The 24952-nt window shown below is 61.5% G+C and carries 22 protein-coding genes and 1 other RNA gene; 5 read left to right on the top strand and 18 right to left on the bottom strand.

The window, feature by feature from the left end; genetic code table 11:
* Positions 1-55 precede the first annotated feature (55 nt).
* The gene (locus BLU71_RS16885) at positions 56-1564 is read left to right on the top strand and encodes a sensor domain-containing diguanylate cyclase (protein ID WP_083353544.1); all 1509 of its coding nucleotides are present in this window, start codon (positions 56-58) and stop codon (positions 1562-1564) included.
* Between the two features lie 176 nt (positions 1565-1740).
* Here BLU71_RS16885 and lpxC read toward each other — a convergent pair whose 3' ends face one another.
* The 18 genes from lpxC to rsmI all read right to left on the bottom strand — a co-directional run bounded on the left by lpxC (position 1741) and on the right by rsmI (position 21293).
* Complete coding sequence (lpxC, locus tag BLU71_RS16890) at positions 1741-2652, bottom strand: UDP-3-O-acyl-N-acetylglucosamine deacetylase (protein WP_007916984.1); 912 nt, start codon at positions 2650-2652, stop codon at positions 1741-1743.
* A 112-nt stretch (positions 2653-2764) separates the two neighbouring features.
* On the bottom strand, positions 2765-3961 hold the full coding sequence (gene ftsZ / locus BLU71_RS16895; protein ID WP_016773283.1) for a cell division protein FtsZ: 1197 nt from the start codon (positions 3959-3961) through the stop codon (positions 2765-2767).
* 67 nt (positions 3962-4028) lie between these two features.
* On the bottom strand, positions 4029-5288 hold the full coding sequence (gene ftsA / locus BLU71_RS16900) for a cell division protein FtsA (RefSeq protein ID WP_016773282.1): 1260 nt from the start codon (positions 5286-5288) through the stop codon (positions 4029-4031).
* A 15-nt stretch (positions 5289-5303) separates the two neighbouring features.
* Positions 5304-6170 carry a cell division protein FtsQ/DivIB gene (locus BLU71_RS16905; RefSeq protein ID WP_039761388.1) on the bottom strand — a complete coding sequence of 289 codons (867 nt, stop codon included), beginning with the start codon at positions 6168-6170 and terminating at the stop codon, positions 5304-5306.
* Between the two features lie 4 nt (positions 6171-6174).
* Positions 6175-7149: a D-alanine--D-alanine ligase gene (locus BLU71_RS16910; protein ID WP_083353545.1), complete on the bottom strand. Its 975-nt coding sequence runs from the start codon at positions 7147-7149 to the stop codon at positions 6175-6177.
* Positions 7146-8606, bottom strand: a complete 1461-nt coding sequence (murC, locus tag BLU71_RS16915) for a UDP-N-acetylmuramate--L-alanine ligase (RefSeq protein ID WP_042608371.1) — start codon at positions 8604-8606, stop codon at positions 7146-7148. Before murC ends, BLU71_RS16910 begins: the two co-directional genes overlap by 4 nt.
* A complete protein-coding gene (gene murG / locus BLU71_RS16920) occupies positions 8599-9669 on the bottom strand; it encodes an undecaprenyldiphospho-muramoylpentapeptide beta-N-acetylglucosaminyltransferase (RefSeq protein WP_083353546.1) in 1071 nt (356 codons plus the stop codon). The genes murC and murG overlap by 8 nt, the downstream gene beginning before the upstream one ends.
* Positions 9659-10876, bottom strand: a complete 1218-nt coding sequence (gene ftsW, locus BLU71_RS16925; protein WP_016773276.1) for a putative lipid II flippase FtsW — start codon at positions 10874-10876, stop codon at positions 9659-9661. The genes murG and ftsW overlap by 11 nt, the downstream gene beginning before the upstream one ends.
* The gene (murD, locus tag BLU71_RS16930; protein WP_042608373.1) at positions 10873-12219 is read right to left on the bottom strand and encodes a UDP-N-acetylmuramoyl-L-alanine--D-glutamate ligase; all 1347 of its coding nucleotides are present in this window, start codon (positions 12217-12219) and stop codon (positions 10873-10875) included. Before murD ends, ftsW begins: the two co-directional genes overlap by 4 nt.
* A gap of 5 nt (positions 12220-12224) precedes the next feature.
* Positions 12225-13307, bottom strand: coding sequence for a phospho-N-acetylmuramoyl-pentapeptide-transferase (mraY, locus tag BLU71_RS16935; protein WP_016773275.1), 1083 nt, complete (start codon positions 13305-13307; stop codon positions 12225-12227).
* Positions 13307-14674 (bottom strand): UDP-N-acetylmuramoyl-tripeptide--D-alanyl-D-alanine ligase, encoded by a 1368-nt coding sequence (locus BLU71_RS16940; RefSeq protein WP_065616616.1) that lies wholly within the window; start codon positions 14672-14674, stop codon positions 13307-13309. Before BLU71_RS16940 ends, mraY begins: the two co-directional genes overlap by 1 nt.
* A complete protein-coding gene (locus tag BLU71_RS16945) occupies positions 14667-16130 on the bottom strand; it encodes a UDP-N-acetylmuramoyl-L-alanyl-D-glutamate--2,6-diaminopimelate ligase (protein WP_039761379.1) in 1464 nt (487 codons plus the stop codon). Before BLU71_RS16945 ends, BLU71_RS16940 begins: the two co-directional genes overlap by 8 nt.
* The gene (locus BLU71_RS16950; RefSeq protein WP_172667898.1) at positions 16130-17869 is read right to left on the bottom strand and encodes a peptidoglycan D,D-transpeptidase FtsI family protein; all 1740 of its coding nucleotides are present in this window, start codon (positions 17867-17869) and stop codon (positions 16130-16132) included. Before BLU71_RS16950 ends, BLU71_RS16945 begins: the two co-directional genes overlap by 1 nt.
* On the bottom strand, positions 17869-18162 hold the full coding sequence (ftsL, locus tag BLU71_RS16955) for a cell division protein FtsL (protein ID WP_016773269.1): 294 nt from the start codon (positions 18160-18162) through the stop codon (positions 17869-17871). The genes BLU71_RS16950 and ftsL overlap by 1 nt, the downstream gene beginning before the upstream one ends.
* Positions 18159-19106: a 16S rRNA (cytosine(1402)-N(4))-methyltransferase RsmH gene (gene rsmH / locus BLU71_RS16960; RefSeq protein ID WP_042608376.1), complete on the bottom strand. Its 948-nt coding sequence runs from the start codon at positions 19104-19106 to the stop codon at positions 18159-18161. The genes ftsL and rsmH overlap by 4 nt, the downstream gene beginning before the upstream one ends.
* The gene (mraZ, locus tag BLU71_RS16965; protein WP_007917012.1) at positions 19103-19558 is read right to left on the bottom strand and encodes a division/cell wall cluster transcriptional repressor MraZ; all 456 of its coding nucleotides are present in this window, start codon (positions 19556-19558) and stop codon (positions 19103-19105) included. Before mraZ ends, rsmH begins: the two co-directional genes overlap by 4 nt.
* A 402-nt stretch (positions 19559-19960) precedes the next feature.
* An RNA gene (gene rnpB / locus BLU71_RS16970) (RNase P RNA component class A) lies at positions 19961-20314 on the bottom strand.
* Between the two features lie 73 nt (positions 20315-20387).
* Complete coding sequence (gene rsmI / locus BLU71_RS16975) at positions 20388-21293, bottom strand: 16S rRNA (cytidine(1402)-2'-O)-methyltransferase (protein WP_016773267.1); 906 nt, start codon at positions 21291-21293, stop codon at positions 20388-20390.
* Positions 21294-21470: 177 nt separating this feature from the next.
* Between rsmI and BLU71_RS16980 the strand changes: the two genes are divergently transcribed.
* The 4 genes from BLU71_RS16980 to BLU71_RS16995 all read left to right on the top strand — a co-directional run bounded on the left by BLU71_RS16980 (position 21471) and on the right by BLU71_RS16995 (position 24914).
* Positions 21471-23282 (top strand): penicillin-binding protein activator, encoded by a 1812-nt coding sequence (locus BLU71_RS16980; protein WP_083353547.1) that lies wholly within the window; start codon positions 21471-21473, stop codon positions 23280-23282.
* On the top strand, positions 23282-23644 hold the full coding sequence (locus tag BLU71_RS16985) for a YraN family protein (protein ID WP_042608378.1): 363 nt from the start codon (positions 23282-23284) through the stop codon (positions 23642-23644). Before BLU71_RS16980 ends, BLU71_RS16985 begins: the two co-directional genes overlap by 1 nt.
* A gap of 101 nt (positions 23645-23745) precedes the next feature.
* A complete protein-coding gene (locus tag BLU71_RS16990; RefSeq protein ID WP_042608379.1) occupies positions 23746-24339 on the top strand; it encodes a phosphoheptose isomerase in 594 nt (197 codons plus the stop codon).
* Entirely contained in the window at positions 24336-24914 is a 579-nt protein-coding gene (locus BLU71_RS16995; RefSeq protein WP_024014250.1) for a BON domain-containing protein, read from the top strand. The genes BLU71_RS16990 and BLU71_RS16995 overlap by 4 nt, the downstream gene beginning before the upstream one ends.
* Positions 24915-24952 lie beyond the last annotated feature (38 nt).

Raw genomic sequence — 24952 nt, forward strand, 5'->3', positions numbered from 1 at the left:
TCGTCCGGCGTCAGCCCAACTAAGCTTATGAAACCACTCCAACCGGCTCCCCATTATGATCGCCAGCCGCACACCTCCCGTCACAGGCCAGACCGGTCGCCCCGAGCGCCTGCTGATCCTCGGCAGTCTGCTGACCGTGATTGCGATGGTGTGCATCGTCACCTTCCTGCTGATCCGCGAGTACGCCAGTGCGCAGGAAGCCGCCACTCGCCGTGCGACCACCATCGCGCAACTGATCGACGCCGATGTGCTGCGCACCGTCGAGCTGTACGACCTGACGCTGCAAGGCCTGATCGCCGCCGCCCAGCGTGACGACTTGCAGCAGGTCTCGCCGCAGATCCGTCACCTGGCGCTGTTCGATCGCTCGGCCACCGCGCGCTTCAAAGGCGACATCCTGCTGCTGGACAAGCATGGCGAGGTCGTCGCCGACTCCTCGCGCATCGAACCGAAACCGGGCAATTTCGCTGACCGCGATTATTTCCTCGCCCATGCGTTCAACCGCGAGATGGGCATGTTCATCAGCCGGCCGTTCAAGACCCGTTGCGATTGCGACGAGGCCGATCAGTGGCGCATCAGCTTCAGTCGACGCATCTCCTCGCAGACCGGTGAATTCCTCGGTGTGGCGGTGGCGTCGTTGAAACTCGACTACTTCGACGAACTGTTCAAAAGCCTCGACATTGGCACCGACAGCACATTGAACATCATCAACAGCGATGGCGTGCTGCTCGCGCAGAAGCCGTACCTGCAAAGCGATTCGGTGGGCAAGAGCTTCGGCAATCGGCCCAACGTTGTGCGCATCCTCAATGATCGCGATGGCAGCGGCAGTTTCACCAGCACCTCGAGCATGGATAAACAACGCCGGCTCTATACCTACTCGCGGGTCGGCAATCTGCCGTTGACCGTAATGGTCGCGCTGTCCAGTGATGAGGTGTTCGGCACCTGGCGGCGCACGGCGATATTGATCAGTGGCGCCACCGGCGTGCTGTGCCTTGGCCTGTTGTGGCTGACCTGGCTGCTCGCCCGGGAACTGCGTTTGCGCCATCGCGCCGAACGCGAGCTGGCGCAACTGGCCGCCACCGATGACCTGACCGACGTGGCCAACCGGCGCATGCTCGATCAGACCCTGCGTCATGAGTGGTTCCGCGCGCAACGCTCGGGCCAGCCGCTGTCGGTGATGATGATCGATGCCGACCACTTCAAGGCCTTCAACGACCGACATGGCCATCAGGCCGGCGATCAGGTCTTGCGTGAGCTGGCCAAGGTGATCACGGCAAATGTACGACGTCCGGCGGATCTGGTTGCGCGTTATGGCGGCGAAGAGTTTTCGGTGATTCTCGCCGAGACCGACAGCGCAGGGGCGCGGCAGATCGCCGAGCAGATCCGCTGCGCTGTGGAAAACCTGCCGTGGACCGAAGGCGCTGAGCGGGCGATGACCGTGAGTATCGGCATCGCCACATGGACGACAGCGAGCGAGATGACCCTGGAGCAGTTGTTGTTTGCCGCGGACAAGGCCTTGTATCAGGCCAAGGAAGGCGGACGCAATCGGGTGGTGGTATCGGTTTGAGAGGGCAGTGGCCCCACCGGCCCTATCGCGAGCAGGCTCACTCCTACAATTGGAATGCGTTCCCCCTGTAGGAGTGAGCCTGCTCGCGATAGGGCCATCTCAGGCAATACAAAAACCACAGGTATAAAAAAAGGCCATCCGAGGATGGCCTTCAAAAAACTAGAGAGGTTTTTTACTTACACAGCCGCTACAGGGCGCATGTAAGAGATCGGTGCGGTGCTGGCGTCTTCGAACGTCACCACTTCCCACGCATCTGTCTGCTCAATCAATTTGCGCAGCAGCTGGTTGTTCAGTGCATGACCGGACTTGAAGCCTTTGAACTCACCAATCAGGCTGTTGCCCAGCAGGTACAGGTCGCCAATCGCATCGAGGATCTTGTGCTTGACGAATTCGTCTTCATAACGAAGACCGTCTTCGTTCAACACGCCATCGGCGTCGACCACGATCGCGTTTTCCACGCTGCCGCCGAGTGCGAGGTTGTGCTTGCGCAGGTACTCGATGTCACTCATGAAACCAAAGGTACGGGCGCGACTGACTTCTTTTACGAACGAAGTGCTGGAAAAGTCCACGCTTGCACTTTGGGTGCGGTCCCGGAATACCGGGTGATCGAAATCGATCTCGAAGCTCACCTTGAAGCCTTCGAAAGGGACGAAAGTGGCGCGCTTGTCGCCGTCTTCCACTGTCACTTCACGCAGGATGCGGATGAATTTCTTGGCGGCGTCCTGTTCTTCCAGGCCTGCCGATTGAATCAGGAATACGAAGGGTCCAGCGCTGCCATCCATGATCGGGACTTCGGACGCGGAGAGCTCGACGTAGGCGTTATCGATGCCCAGGCCAGCCATGGCCGAGAGCAAGTGCTCTACCGTGTCCACTTTGACGTCGCCATTGATCAGCGTCGTCGACATAGTGGTTTCACCGACGTTTTCCGCGCGGGCAGGAATCTGCACCACAGGGTCGAGGTCAGCGCGACAAAACACAATGCCAGTGTCGACAGGCGCAGGCTTGAGGGTCAGGTAGACCTTCTCACCGGAGTGCAGGCCTACACCTGTGGCACGGATAATATTTTTCAGTGTGCGTTGTTTAATCATGGCTTGGGCCGCTTCAGCGCAAATTGCGAACTGGTATCAACAAAGGCTGGCGATGATAGCAGACCATGCCTTTGCTGAACACCAATCACCTTCATAGCCCTGATACATTCCATCAATCGGCCTGACGACGCAGGAATGCCGGAATGTCCAGGTAGTCCAGGTCATCCTGCGGATTCATCTTCGCGGCAGCCGCAGCACCGGCCTGAGCCTGGTTGCGCATGACGGTCGGACGGTCCAGATCACGGTAGTTCACCGCAGGCTGCTCCTGACGGGCCGGAGCCGGTTGTTGCACCTGAGCCGAAGCCATGGAGGTGTGAACGGTGTTGTCGATAACCTTCACAGGCTTCTCGATCTTCGCGCCCAGACCGGTGGCAACCACAGTCACGTGCAGCTCGTCGCGCATGTCCGGATCGATAACGGTACCGACCTTGACCATCGCGTGCTCGGAAGCGAAGGCTTCGATGATCGAACCGACGTCGGAGTACTCACCCAGGGACAGGTCAGGACCGGCGGTGATGTTCACCAGAATGCCGCGCGCGCCTTGCAGGTTGACGTCTTCCAGCAGCGGGTTGCGGATTGCTGCCTCGGTGGCTTCACGTGCACGGTTCGGACCGCTGGCGCAGCCAGTGCCCATCATCGCCATGCCCATTTCGCTCATCACGGTACGTACGTCGGCGAAGTCGACGTTGATCATGCCCGGACGCTTGATGATGTCGGAGATACCGCGCACGGCACCGGCGAGTACATCGTCAGCCTTGGCGAAAGCCGACAGCAGGCTGGCGTCCTTGCCGAGGATGGTCAGCAGTTTTTCGTTCGGAATGGTGATCAGCGAGTCGACGCTTTCCGAGAGCATGCGGATGCCTTCGTCGGCGATCTGCATACGCTTGCGGCCTTCGAACGGGAACGGACGGGTCACGACCGCAACGGTCAGGATGCCCATTTCCTTGGCCACTTCAGCGATGATCGGCGCCGCACCGGTACCGGTACCGCCGCCCATGCCAGTGGTGATGAACACCATGTTGGTGCCGGCCAGCACTTCAGCGATGCGCTCGCGGTCTTCCAGAGCGGCTTGACGGCCGACTTCGGGATTGGCGCCAGCGCCCAGGCCTTTGGTCACGCCAGTGCCCAGTTGCAGGATGGTCCGCGCGCCGATGTTTTTCAGCGCTTGAGCATCGGTGTTGGCGCAGATGAACTCAACGCCTTCGATGTTGCTCTTGACCATGTGATTGACAGCGTTGCCGCCGCCACCGCCGACACCGATAACTTTGATTACCGGGCTTGCGGGGATGTTGTCTACGAGTTCGAACATTTTCCCTCTCCTTACATTCTCTAGTTTTTTCGCCTACTGCGGTTTGTAGCGGTGTTGCGGTAAAGCTTTAAAAATTGCCCTGAACCCACTTTTTCAAGCGGTCCAGCAGCGGCGCCTGAGGCTCTTCGCTGCTGTAGCTGTCGCGGCTGCCGATGCCGGAGAACGAAACTCCGTCGGACTGCTTTTGCAGGCCGTACATCAACAAACCGACGCCAGTGGAATAAATCGGGTTGCGCACTACGTCATCCAGACCTTTCACGCCATGCGGCACCCCGAGGCGTACCGGCATGTGGAAGATTTCTTCGGCCAGTTCGGTCGCGCCTTCCATTTTCGAGGTACCGCCGGTGAGCACGATGCCCGCCGGGATCAGGTCTTCGTAGCCGCTGCGACGCAGCTCGGCCTGGATCAGGGTGAACAGTTCGTCGTAGCGCGGCTCGACCACTTCGGCCAGGGCCTGACGCGACAGTTCGCGCGGTGGACGGTCGCCGACGCTCGGCACCTTGATGGTTTCGCCGGCACCGGCCAGTTTCGCCAGGGCGCAGGCATAGCGGATCTTGATTTCTTCGGCGTACTGGGTCGGGGTGCGCAACGCCATGGCGATGTCGTTGGTCACCTGATCACCGGCAATCGGAATCACCGCGGTGTGACGGATCGCGCCTTCGGTGAAGATCGCGATGTCAGTGGTGCCGCCGCCGATGTCGACCAGGCACACGCCCAGTTCTTTCTCGTCATCGGTCAGCACCGAGTAGGCCGAGGCCAGTTGCTCGAGGATGATGTCGTCGATTTCCAGACCGCAGCGACGTACGCATTTTTCAATGTTCTGTGCGGCGTTGACGGCGCAGGTGACCACGTGAACCTTGGCTTCCAGGCGCACGCCGGACATGCCCAGCGGCTCGCGCACGCCTTCCTGGTTATCGATCACGTAATCCTGCGGCAGGGTGTGCAGCACGCGCTGGTCAGCCGGAATCGCCACGGCCTGGGCTGCGTCGAGCACACGCTCAAGGTCGGCCGAGCTGACTTCGCGATCACGGATCGCGACGATGCCGTGGGAGTTCAGGCTGCGAATGTGATTGCCGGCCACGCCGACGAAAGCCGAGTGAATGCGGCAGCCGGCCATCAGTTGGGCTTCTTCGATCGCACGCTGGATCGACTGCACGGTGGATTCGATGTTGACCACCACGCCCTTCTTCAGGCCGCGGGACGGATGTGTGCCGATCCCGACGATTTCCAGCTGGCCGTCGTCCGCGACCTCGCCTACCAGCGCCACCACTTTGGAGGTGCCGATATCCAGACCGACGATCATTTTGCCGCTTTGCACGTTTGCCATGGGTCCTGCCTCTTCTTAATTCTTTGCGACAGCGGGTTGGGCTGTCGTCGGCGCTACGGGTTCCCGCCAGCCAACAGCAAGGCCGTTGGCGTAGCGCAGATCGATGCGCGCAATGTTCGTAATCTGCTCTTTCAGCGTCTTGTCATAGATGGCGATGAAGCGGCGCATCTTTTCCACCAGGTTGCCGCGTCCCAGCAGCAACTCGATGCCGGGGCCGGAACTGCCGGCACCGGTGGTCAGGAACCAGCTGCCGCGTTCACGCAATTCCAGGCGTGCAATCGAAAAACCCAGCGGGCGCAGCATCTGGCTCAACACCTGATACTGCTGCATCACCTGCTGCTGAGCCCGTTGTGGGCCGAACAGCTGCGGCAGGTGTTCGTAGTTCGCCAGTTCCTTGGGCGTGAACGCCTGGCCCTGGTTGTTGAGCAGCGACTCGTCGCCCCAGCGCGCCACCGGCAATTGTTCTTCGAGGCGGATCACCACCTGGTCCGGCCATACCCGGCGCACTTCGGCGTGGGCGATCCACGGCATCTGTTCCAGCTCGGTACGCATACCGGCGAGGTCGATGGTGAAGAAGCTCGACGCCACGAACGGTGCGATCCGCTGCTGCACCGCCTGCTGGCTGATGTAACTCAAGTCGCCCTGCACCGCGATCTTGCTGATCGGCCGGTCGGCATACGGCAGCAAACGCTGCGCACCTTCGTAGGTGCCAAAGCCCAGTGCCACCAGCAGCACCGGCCAGAACAGGCTTTTCAGAAAGCTGAAATTGGCTTTCGGCAGGCGCGCGGACATCGGCTCTTTCGCCACCATTCGGCTGGCACCCCGCGGCACCGGCTTGCGGCCGGGTGCGGGTGGCTGATGTCTGAGATGAGCGCCTTGCATGGTCTTAACCTCGCGCCTCTGTTGCGCCTGCGTCTTCAACGCTGGCGGCCAGAATGGCCAGAACCAGTTGCTGGAAATCCAGACCGGCAGCCCGCGCCGCCATCGGCACCAGGCTGTGATCGGTCATGCCCGGTGCGGTATTGACTTCAAGGAACCAGAACTGCCCGTCGGCGTCCTGCATTACGTCCGCCCGGCCCCAACCGGCGATACCCAGCGCCTCACAGGCCTTGGCCGTGAGTCCCATGAGTTCCTGTTCCTTGGCCGCGTCCAGTCCGCACGGAATGCGGTACTGGGTATCGTTGGCGATGTACTTGGCGTCGTAGTCGTAAAATGTGTGCGGTGTACCCAGGGCGATAGGAGGCAACACCTGGTCACGCAGGGTGGCGATGGTGAACTCCGGACCTTGAATCCATTGCTCGACCAACACTTGCGAATCGTAGGTACTGGCCGCTTTCCATGCGTCGATCAACTCGGACGCAGAATTCACTTTGGCCATCCCGATACTTGAACCTTCATGCGCCGGTTTGACGATCAAAGGCAAGCCCAGTTCCGTCGCTGCCGAAATACAATCGGCTTCGCTGCACAGCACGGCGTGACGCGGCGTCGGAATCCCGAGGCTGTGCCAGACCTGCTTGGTGCGCAGCTTGTCCATCGCCAGTGCGGAAGCAAGAATGCCGCTGCCGGTGTACGGGATGCCGGCGCACTCGAGCAGGCCCTGCATGCTGCCGTCTTCACCGCCGCGACCGTGGAGAATGATGAACGCGCGGTCGATCTTTTCGCTGAGCAGACGCTGCAGGAAGTCTTCGCCCACATCGATACCGAACGCATCCACGCCAGCGCTTTGCAGCGCCTCGAGCACGGCGTTACCGGATTTCAGCGACACCTCACGCTCGGCACTCAGGCCGCCGAAGAGCACGGCGACGCGGCCGAAGTCTTTTGGCGCGATCGTGGAAAACAGCTTGGCGTAGGCAGCAGTCATTTCAACTTCCCCTCGACCGACGCCGCCACGGCGCCGGCGAACAACTCACTTTTCAACAGTTTCGGTGCGAGACCGCCGATATCACCGGCGCCCTGGCACAACAGAATGTCGCCGGCACGCAGCAGCGGCTTGACCAGCGGCGCCAGATCGACACCACGCTCGATGTAGATCGGGTCGAGCTGACCGCGCTGGCGGATGCTGTTGCACAGTTTGCGGCTGTCGGCGCCCGGGATCGGCTCTTCGCCGGCCGGATAGACTTCCATCAGCAGCAGCACGTTGGCATCGGCCAGCACATTGACGAAGTCGTCGTACAGATCGCGGGTGCGGCTGTAACGGTGTGGCTGGTAGACCATCACCAGACGACGCTCCGGCCAGCCACCGCGCACGGCTTTGATCACGGCAGCGACTTCGGTCGGGTGATGACCGTAGTCGTCGACCAGCATCACGTTGCCGCCGTCCACCGGCAGTTCGCCGTAGACCTGGAAGCGCCGACCGACACCCTGGAAGCCTGACAGGCCCTGGACAATCGCTTCATCGCTGACGCCTTCGTCGGTGGCGATGCAGATGGTCGCCAGCGAGTTGAGCACGTTGTGGTTGCCGGGCATGTTCACCGACACGTCGAGCGGCTCGCGATCCGGGCGCAGCACGGTAAAGAAGGTCTGCATGCCCTGCTGACGCACATTGATTGCGCGCACATCGGCGTCTTCGCTGAAGCCATAGGTCACGGTCGGACGTTTCACCAGCGGCAGGATCTCCCGCACCACTGGATCGTCCAGGCACATCACCGCCAAACCGTAGAACGGCAGGTTGTGCAGGAATTCGACGAAGGTTTTCTTCAGTTTGTTGAAGTCACCGTCGTAGGTCGCCATGTGGTCGGCGTCGATATTGGTGACCACGGCCACCAGCGGCTGCAGATGCAGGAAACTCGCATCGCTTTCGTCGGCTTCGGCGATCAGGTAACGGCTGGTGCCCAGCTGAGCGTTGGTGCCCGCTGCATTCAGACGACCACCGATCACGAACGTCGGATCCAGACCACCGGCCGCGAACACCGAAGCGATCAGGCTGGTGGTGGTGGTTTTGCCGTGGGTACCGGCGACGGCGATGCCGTGGCGATAGCGCATCAGCTCGGCGAGCATTTCTGCGCGCGGTACCACTGGAATGCGGCGCTCAAGGGCGGTCGCGACTTCCGGGTTGGACGTGTTCACTGCGCTCGACACCACCAGCACGTCGGCGGTAGCGGCGTTCTCGGCACGGTGACCGATGAAGATCTGCGCGCCGAAGGTTTCCAGGCGCTCGGTGACCGGCGACGCTTTCAGGTCGGAACCGGAGACTTGATAGCCCAGGTTCAACAACACTTCAGCGATACCGCACATGCCCACGCCGCCGATGCCGACGAAGTGGATGCGCCGGATGCGGCGCATTTCCGGTTGTGGCATGGCTTTCTGATTCTCAACCATGGGCCACCTCCAGACAGGTATCGACCACGCTACGGGTGGCATCGGGTTTGGCCAGTCGGCGGGCCGCTTGGGCCATTGCTTCGAGTCGTTGCGGTTGCATCAAGACCTCTGTCAGGCGCGCGGCAAGATCCGCGGCACCAGTCGTTCTTTGCGGCATCAGGAAGGCAGCGCCTTCGCGGGCCAAATAATCGGCGTTGCGGGTCTGGTGATCGTCGATCGCGTGGGGCAAAGGCACCAGCATCGAGGGCAGACCGGCGGCCGCCAGCTCACTGATGGTCAGCGCGCCGGCGCGGCACACCACCAGGTCAGCCCAGCCATAGGCCTGGGCCATGTCTTTGATGAACGGCTGCACCTGCGCGTCCACGCCCGCGGCGCGGTAACGCTCGGCAGTCACTTCATCGTGATTTTTGCCGGCCTGATGGAACACTTCCGGGCGCAGGTCGGCAGCGACTTGGGCCAGGGCTTCAGGCAGCAATTTGTTCAACGGTTCTGCGCCCAGGCTGCCGCCAAGGATCAGCAAACGCGCTCTGCGCCCGGCCAGCGCCGGTCGCGATGTCTCGAGGAACAGCTCGCTGCGCACCGGATTACCGGTGGTACGGCGGCTGTCCGACAGAGTAAAGGTGTCGGGGAACGCTTCACACACTCGGGCGGCGAACGGCACCAGCAACCGATTGGCGGTGCCGGCGACAGCGTTCTGCTCATGAACGATCACCGGCACGCCAGCCAGTTTCGCGGCAAGGCCACCAGGGCCAGTCACATAACCGCCGAAACCGACGACGCATACGGGTTTCAAGCGGCGCATGATCGCCCGCGCCTGCCACACCGATTTCAGCAGCATCAACGGCGCCTTGAGCAGCGACAGCTTGCCCTTGCCGCGCAGACCGCTGGCGTTGATCCGGTGCAGTTCAAGCCCTGCCGCCGGGACCAGTTCGTTTTCGATGCCGCGTGGTGTGCCGAGCCAGTGCACGGTATAGCCGCGCGCCTGAAACTCGCGGGCACAGGCCAGCGCCGGGAACACGTGGCCGCCGGTACCGCCGGCCATGATCAATACGTTAGCGCCCATGAGTCGGCTCCTCGGCGAAGTCGCTCTCCTGGAATTCCATCTCTTCGCTGCCCAGGTGGGTTCGACTCTCCCACTCGATGCGCAGCAACAGGCCCAGACAGGCGCAGCAGATCACCAGCGAGCTGCCGCCGTAACTGAGGAACGGCAAGGTCAGGCCCTTGGTGGGCAGCAGGCCGACGTTCACCCCGATGTTGATCAGGAACTGACCGATCCACAGGAACGACAAGCCGTACGCCACATAAGCGGCGAAGAACTGTTTGGCTTTCTCCGCCCACAGGCCGATGTACATGCCGCGAATACACACGAACACGAACAGCGCGACAGTGCACAGCGAACCGACCGCACCGAGCTCTTCGGCGAGGACCGAGAACACGAAGTCGGTGTGCGCTTCCGGCAGGTAGAACTGCTTCTGCACACTGTTGCCCAGGCCGACGCCCAGCCACTCGCCGCGACCGAAGGCGATCAAGGCTTGCGACAGTTGATAACCGGCGCCGAACTGGTCGGCCCACGGGTCGGCGAAGTTGGTCAGACGCGCCATTCGATAGGGCTGCATCTGGATCAGCAACACCACTGCGCCGACCGCCAGCACCACCATTAGCGAGAAACGGAACAGTCCGACCCCGCCAAGAAACAGCATCGCCGCCGCCGCGCCCATCATTACCACGGTGGCACCGAAGTCCGGCTCCATGAGCAACAGACCGGCCATCGGCAGCAGGACAATGAACGGCTTGAAGAAGCCCATCCAGCTCTCGCGCACTTCTTTCTGCCGGCGCACCAGATAGCCGGCGAGGTAGATCACCACGAACACCTTGGCGATTTCCGACGGCTGCACGTTGAAGAAGCTGAAACCGATCCAGCGCATCGAACCGTTCACTTCTCGTCCGATGCCGGGGATGATCACCATCACCAGCAGGCCGAACGCACCGATCAGCATCATCCAGCCGAGGCGCTGCCAGGTGGCGATCGGGATCATCATGGTGACGATGCACGCGCCCAGACCCAGCACCACATAAATAAGGTGGCGAATCATGTAATACAGCGGACTGCCCGACTGCGCCGCCGCCACTTCGGTGGACGCCGAGGCAATCATGATCAGGCCCAGGCCGAGCAGCGCCAGGCACCCGGCGAGCATCGGGAAATCGAGGTCGATGCCACGCCCGGTGATCAGCGGCGACGGGTACGGCTTGATGATGTTTCTCAGGTTCATGCCAGTTCCTCCACAGCGCGGACGAACTGGTGACCACGGTCTTCGTAATTCTTGAACATGTCGAAACTGGCGCAGGCCGGCGACAGCAGCACCACGTCACCCGGCTGGGCAGCGGCGCGGCATTGCTCGACGGCGTCGACCAGCGAGGTCGCGCGGATCAACGGCACGGCATCGCCAATGGCTTCGCCGATCTTGTCCGAGTCGCGGCCCATCAGCACCACGGCGCGGCAATTGGCGGCGACCGGATCGCGCAGATCGTTGAATTCGGCGCCCTTGCCGTCACCGCCGGCGATCAGGATGACCTTGCCGTCGATGTCCGCACCCAGGCCTTCGATGGCAGCCAGCGCGGCGCCAACGTTGGTGGCTTTGGAATCGTTGTAGTAGGCCACGCCGTCGAGATCACGCACCCACTGGCAGCGGTGTTCGAGTCCGGTAAACGTGCGCAGTGCCGAGAGCATGGCGTCGAACGGCAGGCCGACGGCGTGACCCAATGCCAAGGCTGCAAGAGCGTTGGACTGGTTATGTGCGCCGCGAACTTTCAACTCACGCACCGGCAGCAGGTTCTGGAATTCGAAGGCCAGATACTTCTCGCCATCTTCTTCGCGGATACCGAACGCTTTGAAATCCGGTTTGCTCAGGCCGAAGGTCCAGCAAGGCTGGCCTTCGCCGATCAATGGGCGGCTGAGGGCATCCTGACGATTGACCACGAACTGCTTCGCGCCACGGAAGATCCGGTGCTTGGCCAGGTGATACGCCGGCAGACCGCTGTAGCGATCCATGTGGTCTTCGCTGATGTTCAGCACGGTGGCGACTTCGGCGTTGAGCTGGTCGGTGGTTTCCAGCTGAAAACTCGACAGCTCCATCACGTACAGCTCGACGTCGTCGCTGAGCAGGTCCAGCGCCGGGGTGCCGAGGTTGCCGCCAACAGCGACGCGCTTGCCGGCCGCAGCCGCCATCTCGCCGACCAGCGTGGTCACGGTGCTTTTCGCGTTGGAACCGGTGATTGCGACGATCGGCGCCCGCGCGTTACGCGCGAACAGCTCGATGTCGCCGGACATTTTCACGCCACGGGCCGCGGCGGCTTGCAGGGCTGGGGTCGCCAGCGCCAGGCCGGGACTCACGTAGAGCTCGTCGGCACGGCAGAGGAATTCGACGTCCAGCTCGCCACAACGCACTTCCACGTGCGGATAGTCACGCTTGAGCGTGGCCAGTTCCGGTGGATTTTCCCGCGTGTCGGCCACGGCAAACGACGTGCCCCGGTTCGCCAGGAAGCGAACCAGGGACATGCCGCTCTTGCCGAGGCCGACAACGATGCGGAAGTGGTCAGAAGCGATCAGAGACACTCGTTCTACCTCAGCTTCAGGGTGGCAAGGCCGACCAGGACAAGAATAACGGTGATGATCCAGAAACGGACGATCACGCGCGGCTCGGGCCAGCCCTTGAGTTCAAAGTGGTGGTGTATCGGCGCCATGCGGAACACGCGGCGACCGGTCAGCTTAAAGGAGGCAACCTGAATGACCACTGACAGGGTTTCCATCACGAACACGCCGCCCATGATGAACAGGACGATTTCCTGGCGCACGATCACGGCGATGGTGCCCAGCGCCGCGCCGAGTGCCAGTGCACCGACGTCGCCCATGAACACTTGCGCCGGATAGGTGTTGAACCAGAGGAAACCGAGGCCGGCACCAATCAGCGCACCGCAGAACACGATCAGTTCGCCCGCGCCCGGCACGTAGGGAATCAGCAGGTATTCGGCGAATTTCACGTTGCCCGACAGGTAGCAGAAAATCCCCAGGCCGCCGCCGACCATCACCGTCGGCATGATCGCCAGACCGTCGAGGCCGTCAGTCAGGTTGACCGCGTTGCTCGAACCGACAATCACGAAGTAGGTCAGCACGATGAAGCCGGCGCCCAGCGGAATGCTGTAGTCCTTGAGCATCGGCAGGATCAGCGTGGTTTCCACCGGCGTTGCGGCGGTCATATAAAGGAAGATCGCCGCGCCGAGGCCGAACACCGACTGCCAGAAGTATTTCCAGCGGCTCGGCAGGCCACGGGAGTTTTTCTCGATGACTTTGCGGTAATCGTCGACCCAGCCGATGGCGCCGAACAGCAGGGTCACCAGCAGCACCACCCAGACGTAGCGGTTGCTCAGGTCAGCCCAGAGCAAGGTGCTGACGCCGATCGACGACAGAATCAGCGCGCCACCCATGGTCGGCGTGCCGGATTTGGACAGATGCGATTGCGGGCCGTCATTGCGTACCGATTGGCCGATCTGACGGTTCTGCAGAGTACGGATCATCCACGGGCCATAGCACAGCGACAAAACCAGCGCGGTCAGCACACCGAGAATCCCGCGCAGGGTCAGGTACTGAAAGACCGCGAAGCCTTTGTAGAACTGTTGCAGATACTCCGCTAGCAGCAGCAGCATTAATGTTTCTCCAGACTGGACCCGCACAGAGCCGCAACGATGTTTTCCATCGCTGCGCTGCGCGAACCCTTGATCAAAATGGTGGTGTTTGTGTCCTGCTCGGCGGCGAGGGCCTGGATCAGCTCGGCCTGTGTGCCGAAGTGCTGCGCCTGCTCACCGAAAGCGTTTACGGCGTGGACCATGTTCGGCCCGACTGCGTAAAGCGCGGAAACCTTGCCTCGGGCGTACTCGCCCACGTCGCGGTGCCCCTGCTCCGCCCAGTCGCCCAACTCGCCGATATCCCCGAGCACCAGGACGGTGCGGCCGGAAAAGCCGGCGAGTATATCAACGGCCGCGCACATCGAGGTGGGGTTTGCGTTGTAGGTGTCGTCGATCACGCGCATGCCGTTTTTCGCCAGTTGCGCGACGGTACGTCCCTTGACCGGTTGCACCGCGCCGAGCCCGGTGGCGATGCCGAACAGCGACACGCCCAAGGCGTGAGCAGCAGCGGCGGCGGCCAAAGCATTGGCGACGTTGTGGGTACCGAGCAGGTTCAGTTGCACGCGCTCGCTGCCTTCCGGCGTGTGCAGATTGAACGCCGGGCAGCCCCGAGCATCGGTGGCCAGATCACTGGCATGGAAATTCGCCTCGCTGTTGCTCAGGGCGAAGGTCAATACCTGACGGCCTGCCGCGCGGGTCTTCCAGATACCGAAAGCCTTGTCATCGAGGTTGAGCACGGCGATGCCATCGGCGGCCAGACCTTCGATGATTTCGCCTTTGGCTTCGACGATTTTTTCCGGACCGCCGAACTCACCAACGTGAGCGGTGCCGGCGTTGTTCAGGATCGCCACGTGCGGCTTGGTCAGGCCGACGGTGTAAGCGATCTCGCCCAGACGTGAAGCGCCCAGTTCGATGACAGCCGAGGTGTGTTCCGGCGCCAGCTCGATCAGGGTCAGCGGTACGCCGAGGTCGTTGTTCAGGTTGCCACGGGTCGCCAGCACCGGACCGCGCGTGCGCAGGATGCTCGCGAGCATTTCCTTGACCGTGGTCTTGCCACTGGAACCGGTCACCGCCGCTACTGGCTGGGTGAACGCAGCACGGTTCAAGGCGCCGAGTTGGCCCAAGGCCTGACGGGTGTCCTTGACCAGCAGTTGCGGCAGAGCGCTGTCGGCGACTTCGCGCTCGACCAGTGCCGCCACGGCGCCTTTGCCAGCGACATCATTCAGATAATCGTGGCCGTCGAAACGCGGGCCAGTCAGGGCAATGAACAGTTGGCCGGGCTGGATCGCGCGGCTGTCAATACTCACGCCGTTGAAACTGGCATCGCTGCCGATCAGACGGGCTTCGAGCGCGTTGGTCAATTCGCTGAGTGTCAGGGCCTTAAGCATGGGCCACCTCCCACGCGGTCAGGGCATGATCGGCCTCGACCAGATCGGAAAACGCATGGCGCACGCCGTTGATTTCCTGATAGTCCTCATGACCTTTGCCGGCCAGGACAATCACGTCGTCAGCAGTCGCGCCGGCAATCAATTGCGCGATGGCCTGGCCGCGACCGGCGACGAAAGTGACTTTATCCACAGCGGTAAAACCGGCGCGGATGTCGTCGAAAATCACAGCAGGATCTTCGGTGCGCGGGTTGTCATCGGTAACCAGCACCTGATCGGCCAGACGCTCGACCACTTCGGCCATCAACGGACGCTTGCCGCGGTCGCGATCGCCGCCGCAGCCAAACAGGCACAGCAGTTGGCCTTTGACGTGCGGGCGCAGTGCGGTGAGCACTTTTTCCAGGGCATCCGGGGTGTGGGCGTAATCGACCACCACTAGCGGCTGCGTGCCGCCGCCCAGACGCTGCATGCGACCGGCCGGGCCTTCGAGCTTCGGCAGCACTTTGAGAATTTCGTCGAGGGCGTAATCCAGACCGAGCAAGGCGCCGACTGCGGCCAGGACGTTGCTCAGGTTGAAACGGCCGAGCAGCGTGCTGCGCAGGTGGTGTTCGCCCTGCGGCGTGACCAGTGTGGCGCGCACGCCGTGGTCGTCGAACTGCGCTTCGCGGCAGAACAGGTAAGCGCTGCTGTCGAGCAGGCTGTAGGTGATCAAGCGCGACTCGCGTTTTTCCGCCGCCAGTTGCCGGCCGAAATCGTCGTCGAGGTTGACCACCCGGCACTTCAGGTCATTCCAGGCGAACAGCTTGGCCTTGGCCTCGGCGTACGCCTGCATGGTGCCGTGATAATCCAGATGATCGCGGGACAGGTTGGTCATCACTGCCACGTCGAATGCCAGCGCGGTAACCCGCCCTTGATCCAGACCGTGGGACGACACTTCCATGGCCACGGCTTTGGCGCCGGCCTTTTTCAGGTCACCCAGGGTCGCTTGCACGGCAATCGGGTTCGGCGTGGTGTGCAGGCCGCTTTCCAGCGCGCCATAAAAACCGGAACCGAGGGTGCCGACGATGCCGCAATGCTGACCGAGCAGATCCAGTGCCTGCGCGACCAGTTGGGTCACGCTGGTCTTGCCGTTGGTGCCGGTGACGCCGATCAGGTTCAGGTGATGACTCGGCTCACCGTAAAAACGCCCGGCGATGTCCGACAGCTGCGCCGCGAGACCTTTCACAGGAATCAGTGGCACGTCGGTGATTGGCAGCACGGTCGCGCCTTCGACTTCATAAGCCACGGCAGCCGCGCCGCGTTGCAAGGCATCGGCAATGTGCGCGCGGCCATCGAAACGGCCGCCGGGCACGGCGAGAAACAGGTCGCCGGCGCGCACGTTGCGGCTGTCCAGCGCCAGTTCACGGATCAACAGATCGTGGCCGGCGTGGGGGAATATCTTGTTCAGACTTAATGACATCAGCCGCGCCCTCCATTGGCTTTCAGCGGAACGACCGGGGTGGCGTTGGCCTGTTGCGTGGTCGGCAGGTTGTCCGGGGTCACGTTCATCAGGCGCAGGGTGCCGGACATCACACGGCTGAACACTGGCGCCGAGACCAGACCACCGAAGTAACCGGCCTTGGTCGGTTCATCGATCACCACAACGATGGCGTAACGCGGATCGCTCATCGGGCCGAAACCGGCGAACAGCGAACGGTAGGAGTTTTCCGCGTAGCCCTTGGTACCGACCGAGGTCTTGCGCGCGGTACCCGACTTGCCGCCGACGTGGTACGCCGGAACCTGCGCACGGAACACGCCGCGCGGCGCTTCGATCACTTGCTGCAACATGCCCTGCATGGTTTTCGCCACGGCTTCGGGCAGCACTTGGGTGGTCTGCGGCATCTTGTCGGTTTTGATCAGGGTCAGCGGCGCGAGACGGCCGTTGTTGGCCAGCGCCGAGAACGCGTGCACCAGCTGGATTGCGGTCACGGAGATACCGTAGCCGTAAGACAAGGTTGCAGTTTCAGCCTTGCGCCATTCGCGATAGTTCGGCAGATTGCCGACGCGTTCGCCGGGGAAGCCCAGGCCGGTGTCCTGACCGAGGCCGACTTTCTGCGCCAGACGGAAAATGGTTTCGCCGCCGATATCGAAGGCGACCTTGCTCATGCCGACGTTACTGGAATTGATCAGGATGCCGGTCAGATCGAGCACCGGGCCTTCGGTCTTCGACACGTCTTTGATGGTGTACTTGCCGATCTGCAACGAGCCCGGATACACCTCGACGGTGTCGCTCGGTTTCCAGCGACCGGTCTCGATCGCCGCGCTCATGGAAATGGCTTTCATGGTCGAACCCGGTTCGAACACGTCGATCATCGCGCGGTTGCGCATCATCGCCGGTTGCAGGTTGCGACGGTTGTTCGGGTTGTAGGTCGGCTGGTTGACCATGGCCAGAATCTCGCCGGTCTTCACATCCATGATCACCAGACTGCCGGCCTTGGCGCCGTTCTCGATGATCGCGTTGCGCAGCTCACGGTTGGCCAGGTATTGCAGACGCAGGTCAATCGACAACGCCAAGGGCTTGCCGGCCTTGGCGTTTTTGGTGACCTGAACATCCTTGATCAGCCGGCCACGGCGATCCTTGATGACTTGTCGTTTGCCCGGCACCCCGGCCAGCCATTCGTCATAGGCCAGCTCGACGCCTTCACGACCGTGATCGTCGATGTCGGTAAAGCCGACCATGTGCGCGGTGACTTCACCGGCCGGGTAGAAGCGGCGGAATTCTTCGATGCCGTACACGCCCGGCACTTTCAGATCGAGCACAGCCTGGCCCTGCTCGGGGGTCAGCCCGCGCACCAGATAAATGAATTCCTTGTTGGCCTGGGCTTCGAGACGTTCGCTCAGGGCTTTCGGGTCCTGACCCAACGCGGCGGCAAGTGCCGGCCACTTCTCTTTGGCAGTCTGCATTTCCTTGGCATTGGCCCACAGCGTGGTCACCGGCGTGCTGACGGCGAGAGGCTCACCATTACGGTCAGTGATCAGGCCACGGTGCGCCGGAATCGGGATGTGCCGCAGGCTGCGTGCGTCGCCCTGCCCCTTGAGGAAATCACGGTCGACCACTTGCAGGTCGATGATGCGCCAGCAGATCGCCGCGACCATCAGGCCGAGCAGCGCCACCATCAGGCGGAAGCGCCATGGGAACAGTGCGCCTTCGAGTTTCATCATGGCGCCACCATCTTCACGTCAGCCGCGCCAGGGATGTGCATTTTCAGTTGTTCGGTCGCCAGCACTTCGATGCGGCTGTGCGCAGTCCAGGTGCTCTGCTCGAGAATCAGCCGACCCCACTCGGCCTGCGCCTTGTCGCGCACGCTGAGCTCGTTGTACAGGGTGTTGAGCAACTGCCGGTTCCAGTGCGCGCTGTACGACACGGCGATCGCCGAAAACAGCACGCCGATAAACAGCAGCAGCATCAGAAAGCTGCCGCCGGGCAGTGGCTTGGCGAAAAGCTTGCTCACCGCAACTTCTCCGCGACACGCATGACGGCGCTACGGGAACGTGGGTTGGCTTTGAGCTCGGCGTCGGAGGCCGTCTGGGCTTTGCCGTGGACTTTGATTTTCGGTTCGAAGGCGACGTGGCGAACCGGCAGGTTGCGCGGCAGGTTGTCGGCTTCGCCTTTCACCAGCTTGCGCATGAACAGTTTGACGATGCGGTCTTCCAGCGAGTGGAAGCTGATCACCACCAGACGACCGCCGATTTCCAGCGCTTCCAGGGCGGCGTCGAGGCCGGCTTCCAGGTCGCCCAGTTCGTTATTGACGTGAATGCGCAAACCCTGGAACGCGCGAGTGGCCGGGTTCTTGCCCTTTTCCCACGCCGGGTTGGCGACTTTCAGCACTTCGGCCAGATCGGCGGTGCGCTCGAATGGCTTGATGTCACGACGCTCAGCGACGGCACGGGCCATGCGCCCGGAAAAACGTTCTTCACCGTATTCCTTGAACACCCGGGCGATTTCCTCCACCGGCGCGGTGTTGACGAATTCGGCGGCGCTGATGCCACGGGACGGGTCCATGCGCATGTCCAACGGCCCGTCATTGAGGAAGCTGAAGCCACGCTCGGCGTCGTCAAGTTGCGGCGACGACACGCCGAGGTCGAGCAGAATGCCGCTGACCTTGCCGGTCAGGCCTTGTTCGGCAACCACCGAACCGAGCTCGGCAAAGCTGCGCTGCACAACGACAAAGCGGCCGTCTTCGGCCGCTAGCGCTTGCCCGGTGGCAATCGCTTGTGGATCCTTGTCGAATCCGATAAGTCGACCGTCCGGCCCAAGCTGGCTGAGGATCAACCGGCTGTGCCCGCCGCGCCCGAATGTGCCGTCCAGATAGCAGCCATCAGGACGTACGGCGAGCGCCTCGACGGCTTCGTCAAGCAGTACGGTGATGTGGTTAAAGCCGCTATCAATAGTCACAGGATCAAATCACGCAGTTCATCAGGCATCGCGCCCGGTTGTTGAATAGCAGCAAGGTCAGCGGCAGATACCGCGTTCCATGCATCCTCGTCCCACAGTTGGAACTTGTTCAGTTGGCCGACCAGCATCGCGCGCTTGTCCAGCTTGGCGTACTCGCGCAAACGCGGCGGAACCAGGAAACGACCACTGCCATCGAGTTCGAGGTCGACGGCATTACCAATCAATAAACGCTGCAGCCGACGGTTCTCTTCGCGAAGCGAAGGGAGTGCGCGCAACTTGGTTTCAATAATTTCCCACTCGTCGAGCGGATAGACACACAGACACGGATCAACGGCATCAATGGTCACGATCAATTGGCCGGAACTACGCGAATCGAGCTCGTCACGGTACCGGCTCGGCATGGCGAGACGGCCCTTTGCATCGAGACTGATAGCGTTAGCTCCGCGAAACACGTCAGCGTTTCTCCAATTTTTATCGTTTTGAGCTCAAAAAACCCACTTCATGCCACTTTCCGCCACTTGCGCACACTATAGGAATGCGCCCACCACACCGTCAAGGCGCGGATTAAAGGAAAAGCCTTACAGAACGGAGATTTAGCGACGTAAAAGGAGGCTCAACGAGAATCTGACGTGAAGTTTTGACCAATAACCTGATACAGCACTGAAAGCTGCGTTCGAAAGTTAAAGTAGTTTGTTAAGAGTAAGATTTTTTCGGTATTACGAATGCGCTTCGGCTGTTGATTGAAGCAGGGTGGGAAAAGGCTATTACCGCGTTTGCCGCTGCCGGAATTTCAGACCAGGCCGACTGATATTACACAGCCGCGTCTTCTTTGTTTCAAGCAGGGAAAGAAAAAGGTGGAGAGTCGATCTGTAAGCCGGGTTCTGTCTTGAACAGTCATTCGTCTACGATGGCCATCACTGGACATCTTTAGCAACCTACCCGGTCCCAGCGCGGGCCACGCCTTGGGACCCTATTTGGTCTTGCTCCAAGTGGGGTTTACCTAGCCACGAACTGTTGCCAGACGTGCGGTGCGCTCTTACCGCACCTTTTCACCCTTACCGGCGCTTGCGCGCTTAGGCGGTTATTTTCTGTGGCACTTTCCGTAGGCTCACGCCTCCCAGGCATTACCTGGCACTTCGCCCTATGGAGCCCGGACTTTCCTCCCCCCCCTAATTTTCATAGAGGGCAGCGACTGTCCGATCGACTCTCCGCCGCGAAGGTTAACGGCAGAGCGCCGGAAGAACAAGCGCTAAAACCCTCAGGAACGCCATGGGCGACGGCTTACACGCCTTTCTGTTTATCCAGCGCCACCTGATAAAGCACGTTTTTGCGCTCGCCGGTGATTTGCGCTGCCAGTGCGGCGGCGCGCTTGAGCGGCATTTCTTCGAGCAGCAGATCGAGGATGCGCATGGCTTCACTGCTGACCGCGTCCTCCGACTCTGGCGCGGTCCAGCCGGCCACCAGCACCACGCACTCGCCGCGCTGCTGATTGCTGTCGGACTCGACGAACGCACGCAGTTCGCTGAGCGGCAGGCCTTTGAGGGTTTCGAAGGTTTTGGTGATTTCCCGCGCCAGCAATGCCTGACGCTCGCCACCGAACACCGCTTCCATGTCCTGCAAACATTCGAGAATGCGATGTGGCGCCTCATAGAAGATCAATGTGCGCGGTTCTTCTTTTACCGCTTCCAGACGCGCCTTGCGCCCGACCGATTTGGCCGGCAGGAAGCCTTCGAAGATGAAACGATCGGACGGCAATCCCGCCGCCGACAGCGCCGCAATCAACGCGCAGGCACCCGGCACCGGCACCACATTGATGCCGGCCGCCCGGGCCTGACGCACCAGGTGATAACCCGGATCGGAGATCAATGGCGTGCCGGCATCGGAAATCAGCGCCACGTTGTCGCCCGCCAGCAACCGGGTAATAAAGCGGCTACCCTCATCCCGTTCGTTGTGCTCGTGGCACGCGGCCAACGGCGTGCCGATACCGAAGTGCTGCATCAGACGCGCCGAGTGCCGCGTGTCTTCCGCCGCGATCAACGCCACTTCGCGGAGGATCTTCAGGGCCCGGGCGCTGATGTCGTCCAGGTTGCCGATGGGCGTCGCCACCACATAAAGCGAGCCAGCAGCGGAATTCAAAGGACCTGGAGCAGTCAAAGCGCACACCTCGTGATCGGTAAAAGCGGCCATTGTAGCGCGTCATGAGGATTGCGATGCGCTCCAGCCAAACGCGGTTTTTCCCACGGTTGTGCGCTTGCGCAACATTTACGCCAGCTAAATTGACCGATTCACACCAGTAACATCGCGCCCCGGCCAGTGCTTGGGTACAATTCCACGCTAATTTGATCGAGTATCAGGAACACTTACATGATCGCTTGCCTGCGGCTGTTCACTGCCCTCTGCCTCGCTGCCTTGTTGGCCGCGTGTGCCAGCTCCCCTTCCTCCAGCCTTGGCGAACTTCCACGGACTCCGGACGCCAGCATCGAGCAACTGCTCGAACAGGCTGCCCAGGCCAAGACCCCGGAACAAGCCGCCCTGCTGCGCCTGAGCGCAGCGGACCAGGCTTACCGCCAAGGCAATGCCGGCCAGTCCGCGCAAATCCTGCAACAAGTGCCGGTGGAGCAACTCAAGCCGGGCCAGCAGATTTTCGCCAACACGCTGTCCGCCGAACTGGCCATGACCCGCAATCAGCCGAAAGCCGCGCTGACTGCCCTGAGTCATCCAAGCTTCCAGAAGCTCGGTGAAATGCCGCAAGAGCAGCAAGTCCGCACCGGCACTGTTCACGCCCGCGCCCTTGAAGCTGATGGCCAGACGCTCGCCGCTGCTCGCGAGCGTGTGTTCATCGCGCCGATGCTGGAAGGCGAAGCGGCGAGCAAGAACCACGAAGCGATCTGGACCCTGATCGCCTCGCTGCCAACCGATCAACTGCAACCCAACACCACCGATGATCTCGGCGGCTGGATGGCGCTGGCGCAAGCGGTGAAAACCGCCGGTACGCTGGAGCAGCAGCAAGCCGCGATCGACACCTGGCGCGCGCAGAATCCAAAGCACCCAGCCGCAATCAACCTGCCGCTGCCGCTGACCAAACTCAAGGAACTGGCCAGCCAGCCACTGAGCAAAATCGCCCTGCTGCTGCCACAGGACGGCCAGTTGGCGTCGGTCGGCAAAGCACTGCGTGAAGGCTTCATGGCCGCGCATTATCAGGCGCAGCAGGCCGGGCAGAACCCACCTGCCATCGAGTTCTACGACAGTTCGAAACTGACCTCGATGGACGAGTTCTATCGCAAGGCTCAGGCTGACGGCGTGCAACTGGTGGTTGGCCCGCTGGAAAAACCCCTGGTCAAACAGCTGAGCACTCGCCCGCAACTGCCGATCACCACCCTTGCGCTGAACTACAGCGAAGGCGAGCAGGGCCCGGCGCAATTGTTCCAGTTCGGTCTGGCGGCTGAAGACGAAGCTCGTGAAGTGTCCCGTCGCGCCCGCGCCGATGGTCTGCATCGCGCTGCGATCATGGTGCCGAAGGGCGAATGGGGCGATCGCGTTCTGCGCGCCTTCAGCCAGGACTGGCAAGCCAACGGCGGCAGCATCGTTGCCACCGAGCGTGTTGATCAGCCGGTGCAACTGGCCCAGCAGATTGCCGACATGTTCCAGCTGCGTCAGAGCGAAGCCCGCGCCAAGAGCCTGCAGAACGTTGCCGGCACTAACGTTGCCGCCCAGCCGTCGCGCCGTCAGGATATTGAATTCATCTTCCTCGCCGCGACCCCGCAGCAAGCCCAGCAGATCAAACCGACCCTGAATTTCCAGTACGCCGGTGACGTGCCGGTCTACGCGACTTCTCACGTCTACAGCGCCAGCGGCGACATCAACCAGTACAACGATATGAACGGCATTCGCTTCTGCGAAACCCCATGGCTGCTGGAAACCAGCGATCCGCTGCGCCAGCAAGTCACTGCACAATGGCCGCAAGCCAACGGCAGCCTTGGTCGCCTGTACGCCATGGGCGCCGATGCCTACCGTCTCGCTCCACGCCTGGGCCAGCTCAAAGCCCTGCCGGACAGCCGCATCGAAGGTCAGTCGGGCAGCCTCGGCATGACCCAGACCCAGCGCGTTGTGCGTCAGTTGCCTTGGGCGCAGTTCGTCAGCGGTCAGGTACAGCGTCTGCCGGACACGCCGCGCTGATGCCCGACAGGTCACGCTCGCAAAGCGGCAAGGATGCCGAGCGCCAGGCGCTCGAACATCTGCAACAACACGGGCTGCGCCTGCTGGCGCAGAACTGGTTATGCAAACGCGGCGAGCTTGATCTGGTCATGCTTGATGGCGATACAGTAGTATTCGTTGAAGTTCGCTACAGAAAAAACACTCAATGGGGTGGCGCGCTCGCCAGTATCGACGAGCGCAAGCAGCAGAAACTGATCTTTGCAGCACAGTATTTTCTTCAGCGCGAGTCGCGTTGGGCCAATTCCCCCTGCCGCTTCGATGTGGTGGCGATCGAAAGCCACCCCGATCAGCTGAACTGGTTGCAGAATGCTTTCGACAGTTGATCGCCTGCACGCTGCCCCGTTTTCGTCCGACACATTTTGCTCTTTGCTTTGCGGGTTGCACATTCACGTGCCGAACAGCCGCGCCACTTAAGGTCACACAGATGGACATGCAATCCCGAATTCGCCAGCTTTTCAAGGCCAGTATCGACACCAAAGAACAGGCGATGAACGTAGTTGCACCGCACATCGAGCAAGCCAGCCAGATCATGGTCAACGCCCTGCTCAACGAAGGCAAAATGCTCTCGTGCGGCAACGGCGGCTCGGCCGGCGACGCTCAGCATTTCTCGTCGGAACTGCTCAACCGCTTCGAGCGCGAGCGTCCAAGCCTGCCAGCGATTGCGCTGACCACCGACACCTCGACGATCACCTCGATCTCCAACGACTACAGCTACAACGAAGTGTTCTCCAAGCAGATCCGCGCCCTCGGCCAGCCAGGCGATGTGCTGCTGGCGATTTCGACCAGCGGTAATTCGGCGAACATTATTCAAGCGATCCAGGCCGCACATGATCGCGAAATGATTGTCGTAGCTTTGACCGGACGCGATGGCGGCGGCATGGCGTCGCTGCTGCTGCCCGAGGACGTCGAAATCCGCGTCCCGGCCTACGTCACTGCACGTATTCAGGAAGTCCACTTGCTGGCGATCCATTGCCTTTGCGATCTGATCGACAGCCAACTGTTCGGGAGTGAAGAATGACCCCTAATCGCCTTGGCCTTCTGGCCTTGACCCTGTGCCTCGGCATCAGCGGCTGCACCTCGGTGGTGAATGCCAGCCGTGAAGCGCCGATCGAAGACGACCGTGGCACGCGCACCTTCGGCAGCAAGATCGACGACTCGTTGATCGAAACCAAGGCGGGCGTGAACATCGCCAAGGCCGACCCGGCTCTGGACAACGATTCACACATCGTGATCACCAGTTTCAACGGTGTCGTCCTGCTCGCCGGCCAGACGCCACGCGAGGACCTTAAGGCCAAGGCTGAACAAGCCGCCGCCAACGTCCAGCGCGTGAAGAAAGTCCACAACGAGCTGCAAGTACTGCAACCGTCCTCCCTGCTCGCCCGTCAGAACGATGCGTGGCTGACCACCAAGATCAAGACGCAGATGCTCACCGATGCCAGCATTCCTGGCTCGCGCATCAAGGTCGTGACCGAAAACGGCATCGTCTACCTGCTGGGCCTGCTGACCAAACAGGAAGCCACTCAGGCGACCAATCTCGTTCAGGGTGTGTCCGGCGTGCAGAAGATCGTGAAGCTGTTCGAATACATCGACTGACCGCAAACGTCAGGCACAAAAAAGGCGATCCATCCGGA

The sequence above is a fragment of the Pseudomonas moraviensis genome (genome assembly GCF_900105805.1).
Lineage (GTDB): Bacteria > Pseudomonadota > Gammaproteobacteria > Pseudomonadales > Pseudomonadaceae > Aquipseudomonas > Aquipseudomonas moraviensis_A.

What these genes read in the sequence shown, in the direction of transcription:
- murG (WP_083353546.1), bottom strand. Translation starts at nt 9,669, where the DNA reads ATGGGCGCTAACGTATTGATCATGGCCGGCGGTACCGGCGGCCACGTG.
- ftsZ (WP_016773283.1), bottom strand. Translation starts at nt 3,961, where the DNA reads ATGTTCGAACTCGTAGACAACATCCCCGCAAGCCCGGTAATCAAAGTT.
- rsmI (WP_016773267.1), bottom strand. Translation starts at nt 21,293, where the DNA reads ATGGCCGCTTTTACCGATCACGAGGTGTGCGCTTTGACTGCTCCAGGT.
- murC (WP_042608371.1), bottom strand. Translation starts at nt 8,606, where the DNA reads ATGGTTGAGAATCAGAAAGCCATGCCACAACCGGAAATGCGCCGCATC.
- BLU71_RS16885 (WP_083353544.1), top strand. Translation starts at nt 56, where the DNA reads ATGATCGCCAGCCGCACACCTCCCGTCACAGGCCAGACCGGTCGCCCC.
- BLU71_RS16985 (WP_042608378.1), top strand. Translation starts at nt 23,282, where the DNA reads ATGCCCGACAGGTCACGCTCGCAAAGCGGCAAGGATGCCGAGCGCCAG.
- BLU71_RS16995 (WP_024014250.1), top strand. Translation starts at nt 24,336, where the DNA reads ATGACCCCTAATCGCCTTGGCCTTCTGGCCTTGACCCTGTGCCTCGGC.
- BLU71_RS16950 (WP_172667898.1), bottom strand. Translation starts at nt 17,869, where the DNA reads ATGAAACTCGAAGGCGCACTGTTCCCATGGCGCTTCCGCCTGATGGTG.
- ftsA (WP_016773282.1), bottom strand. Translation starts at nt 5,288, where the DNA reads ATGGCAAACGTGCAAAGCGGCAAAATGATCGTCGGTCTGGATATCGGC.
- BLU71_RS16910 (WP_083353545.1), bottom strand. Translation starts at nt 7,149, where the DNA reads ATGACTGCTGCCTACGCCAAGCTGTTTTCCACGATCGCGCCAAAAGAC.
- BLU71_RS16905 (WP_039761388.1), bottom strand. Translation starts at nt 6,170, where the DNA reads ATGCAAGGCGCTCATCTCAGACATCAGCCACCCGCACCCGGCCGCAAG.
- BLU71_RS16940 (WP_065616616.1), bottom strand. Translation starts at nt 14,674, where the DNA reads ATGCTTAAGGCCCTGACACTCAGCGAATTGACCAACGCGCTCGAAGCC.
- BLU71_RS16990 (WP_042608379.1), top strand. Translation starts at nt 23,746, where the DNA reads ATGGACATGCAATCCCGAATTCGCCAGCTTTTCAAGGCCAGTATCGAC.
- ftsW (WP_016773276.1), bottom strand. Translation starts at nt 10,876, where the DNA reads ATGAACCTGAGAAACATCATCAAGCCGTACCCGTCGCCGCTGATCACC.
- mraY (WP_016773275.1), bottom strand. Translation starts at nt 13,307, where the DNA reads ATGCTGCTGCTGCTAGCGGAGTATCTGCAACAGTTCTACAAAGGCTTC.
- lpxC (WP_007916984.1), bottom strand. Translation starts at nt 2,652, where the DNA reads ATGATTAAACAACGCACACTGAAAAATATTATCCGTGCCACAGGTGTA.
- BLU71_RS16945 (WP_039761379.1), bottom strand. Translation starts at nt 16,130, where the DNA reads ATGTCATTAAGTCTGAACAAGATATTCCCCCACGCCGGCCACGATCTG.
- BLU71_RS16980 (WP_083353547.1), top strand. Translation starts at nt 21,471, where the DNA reads ATGATCGCTTGCCTGCGGCTGTTCACTGCCCTCTGCCTCGCTGCCTTG.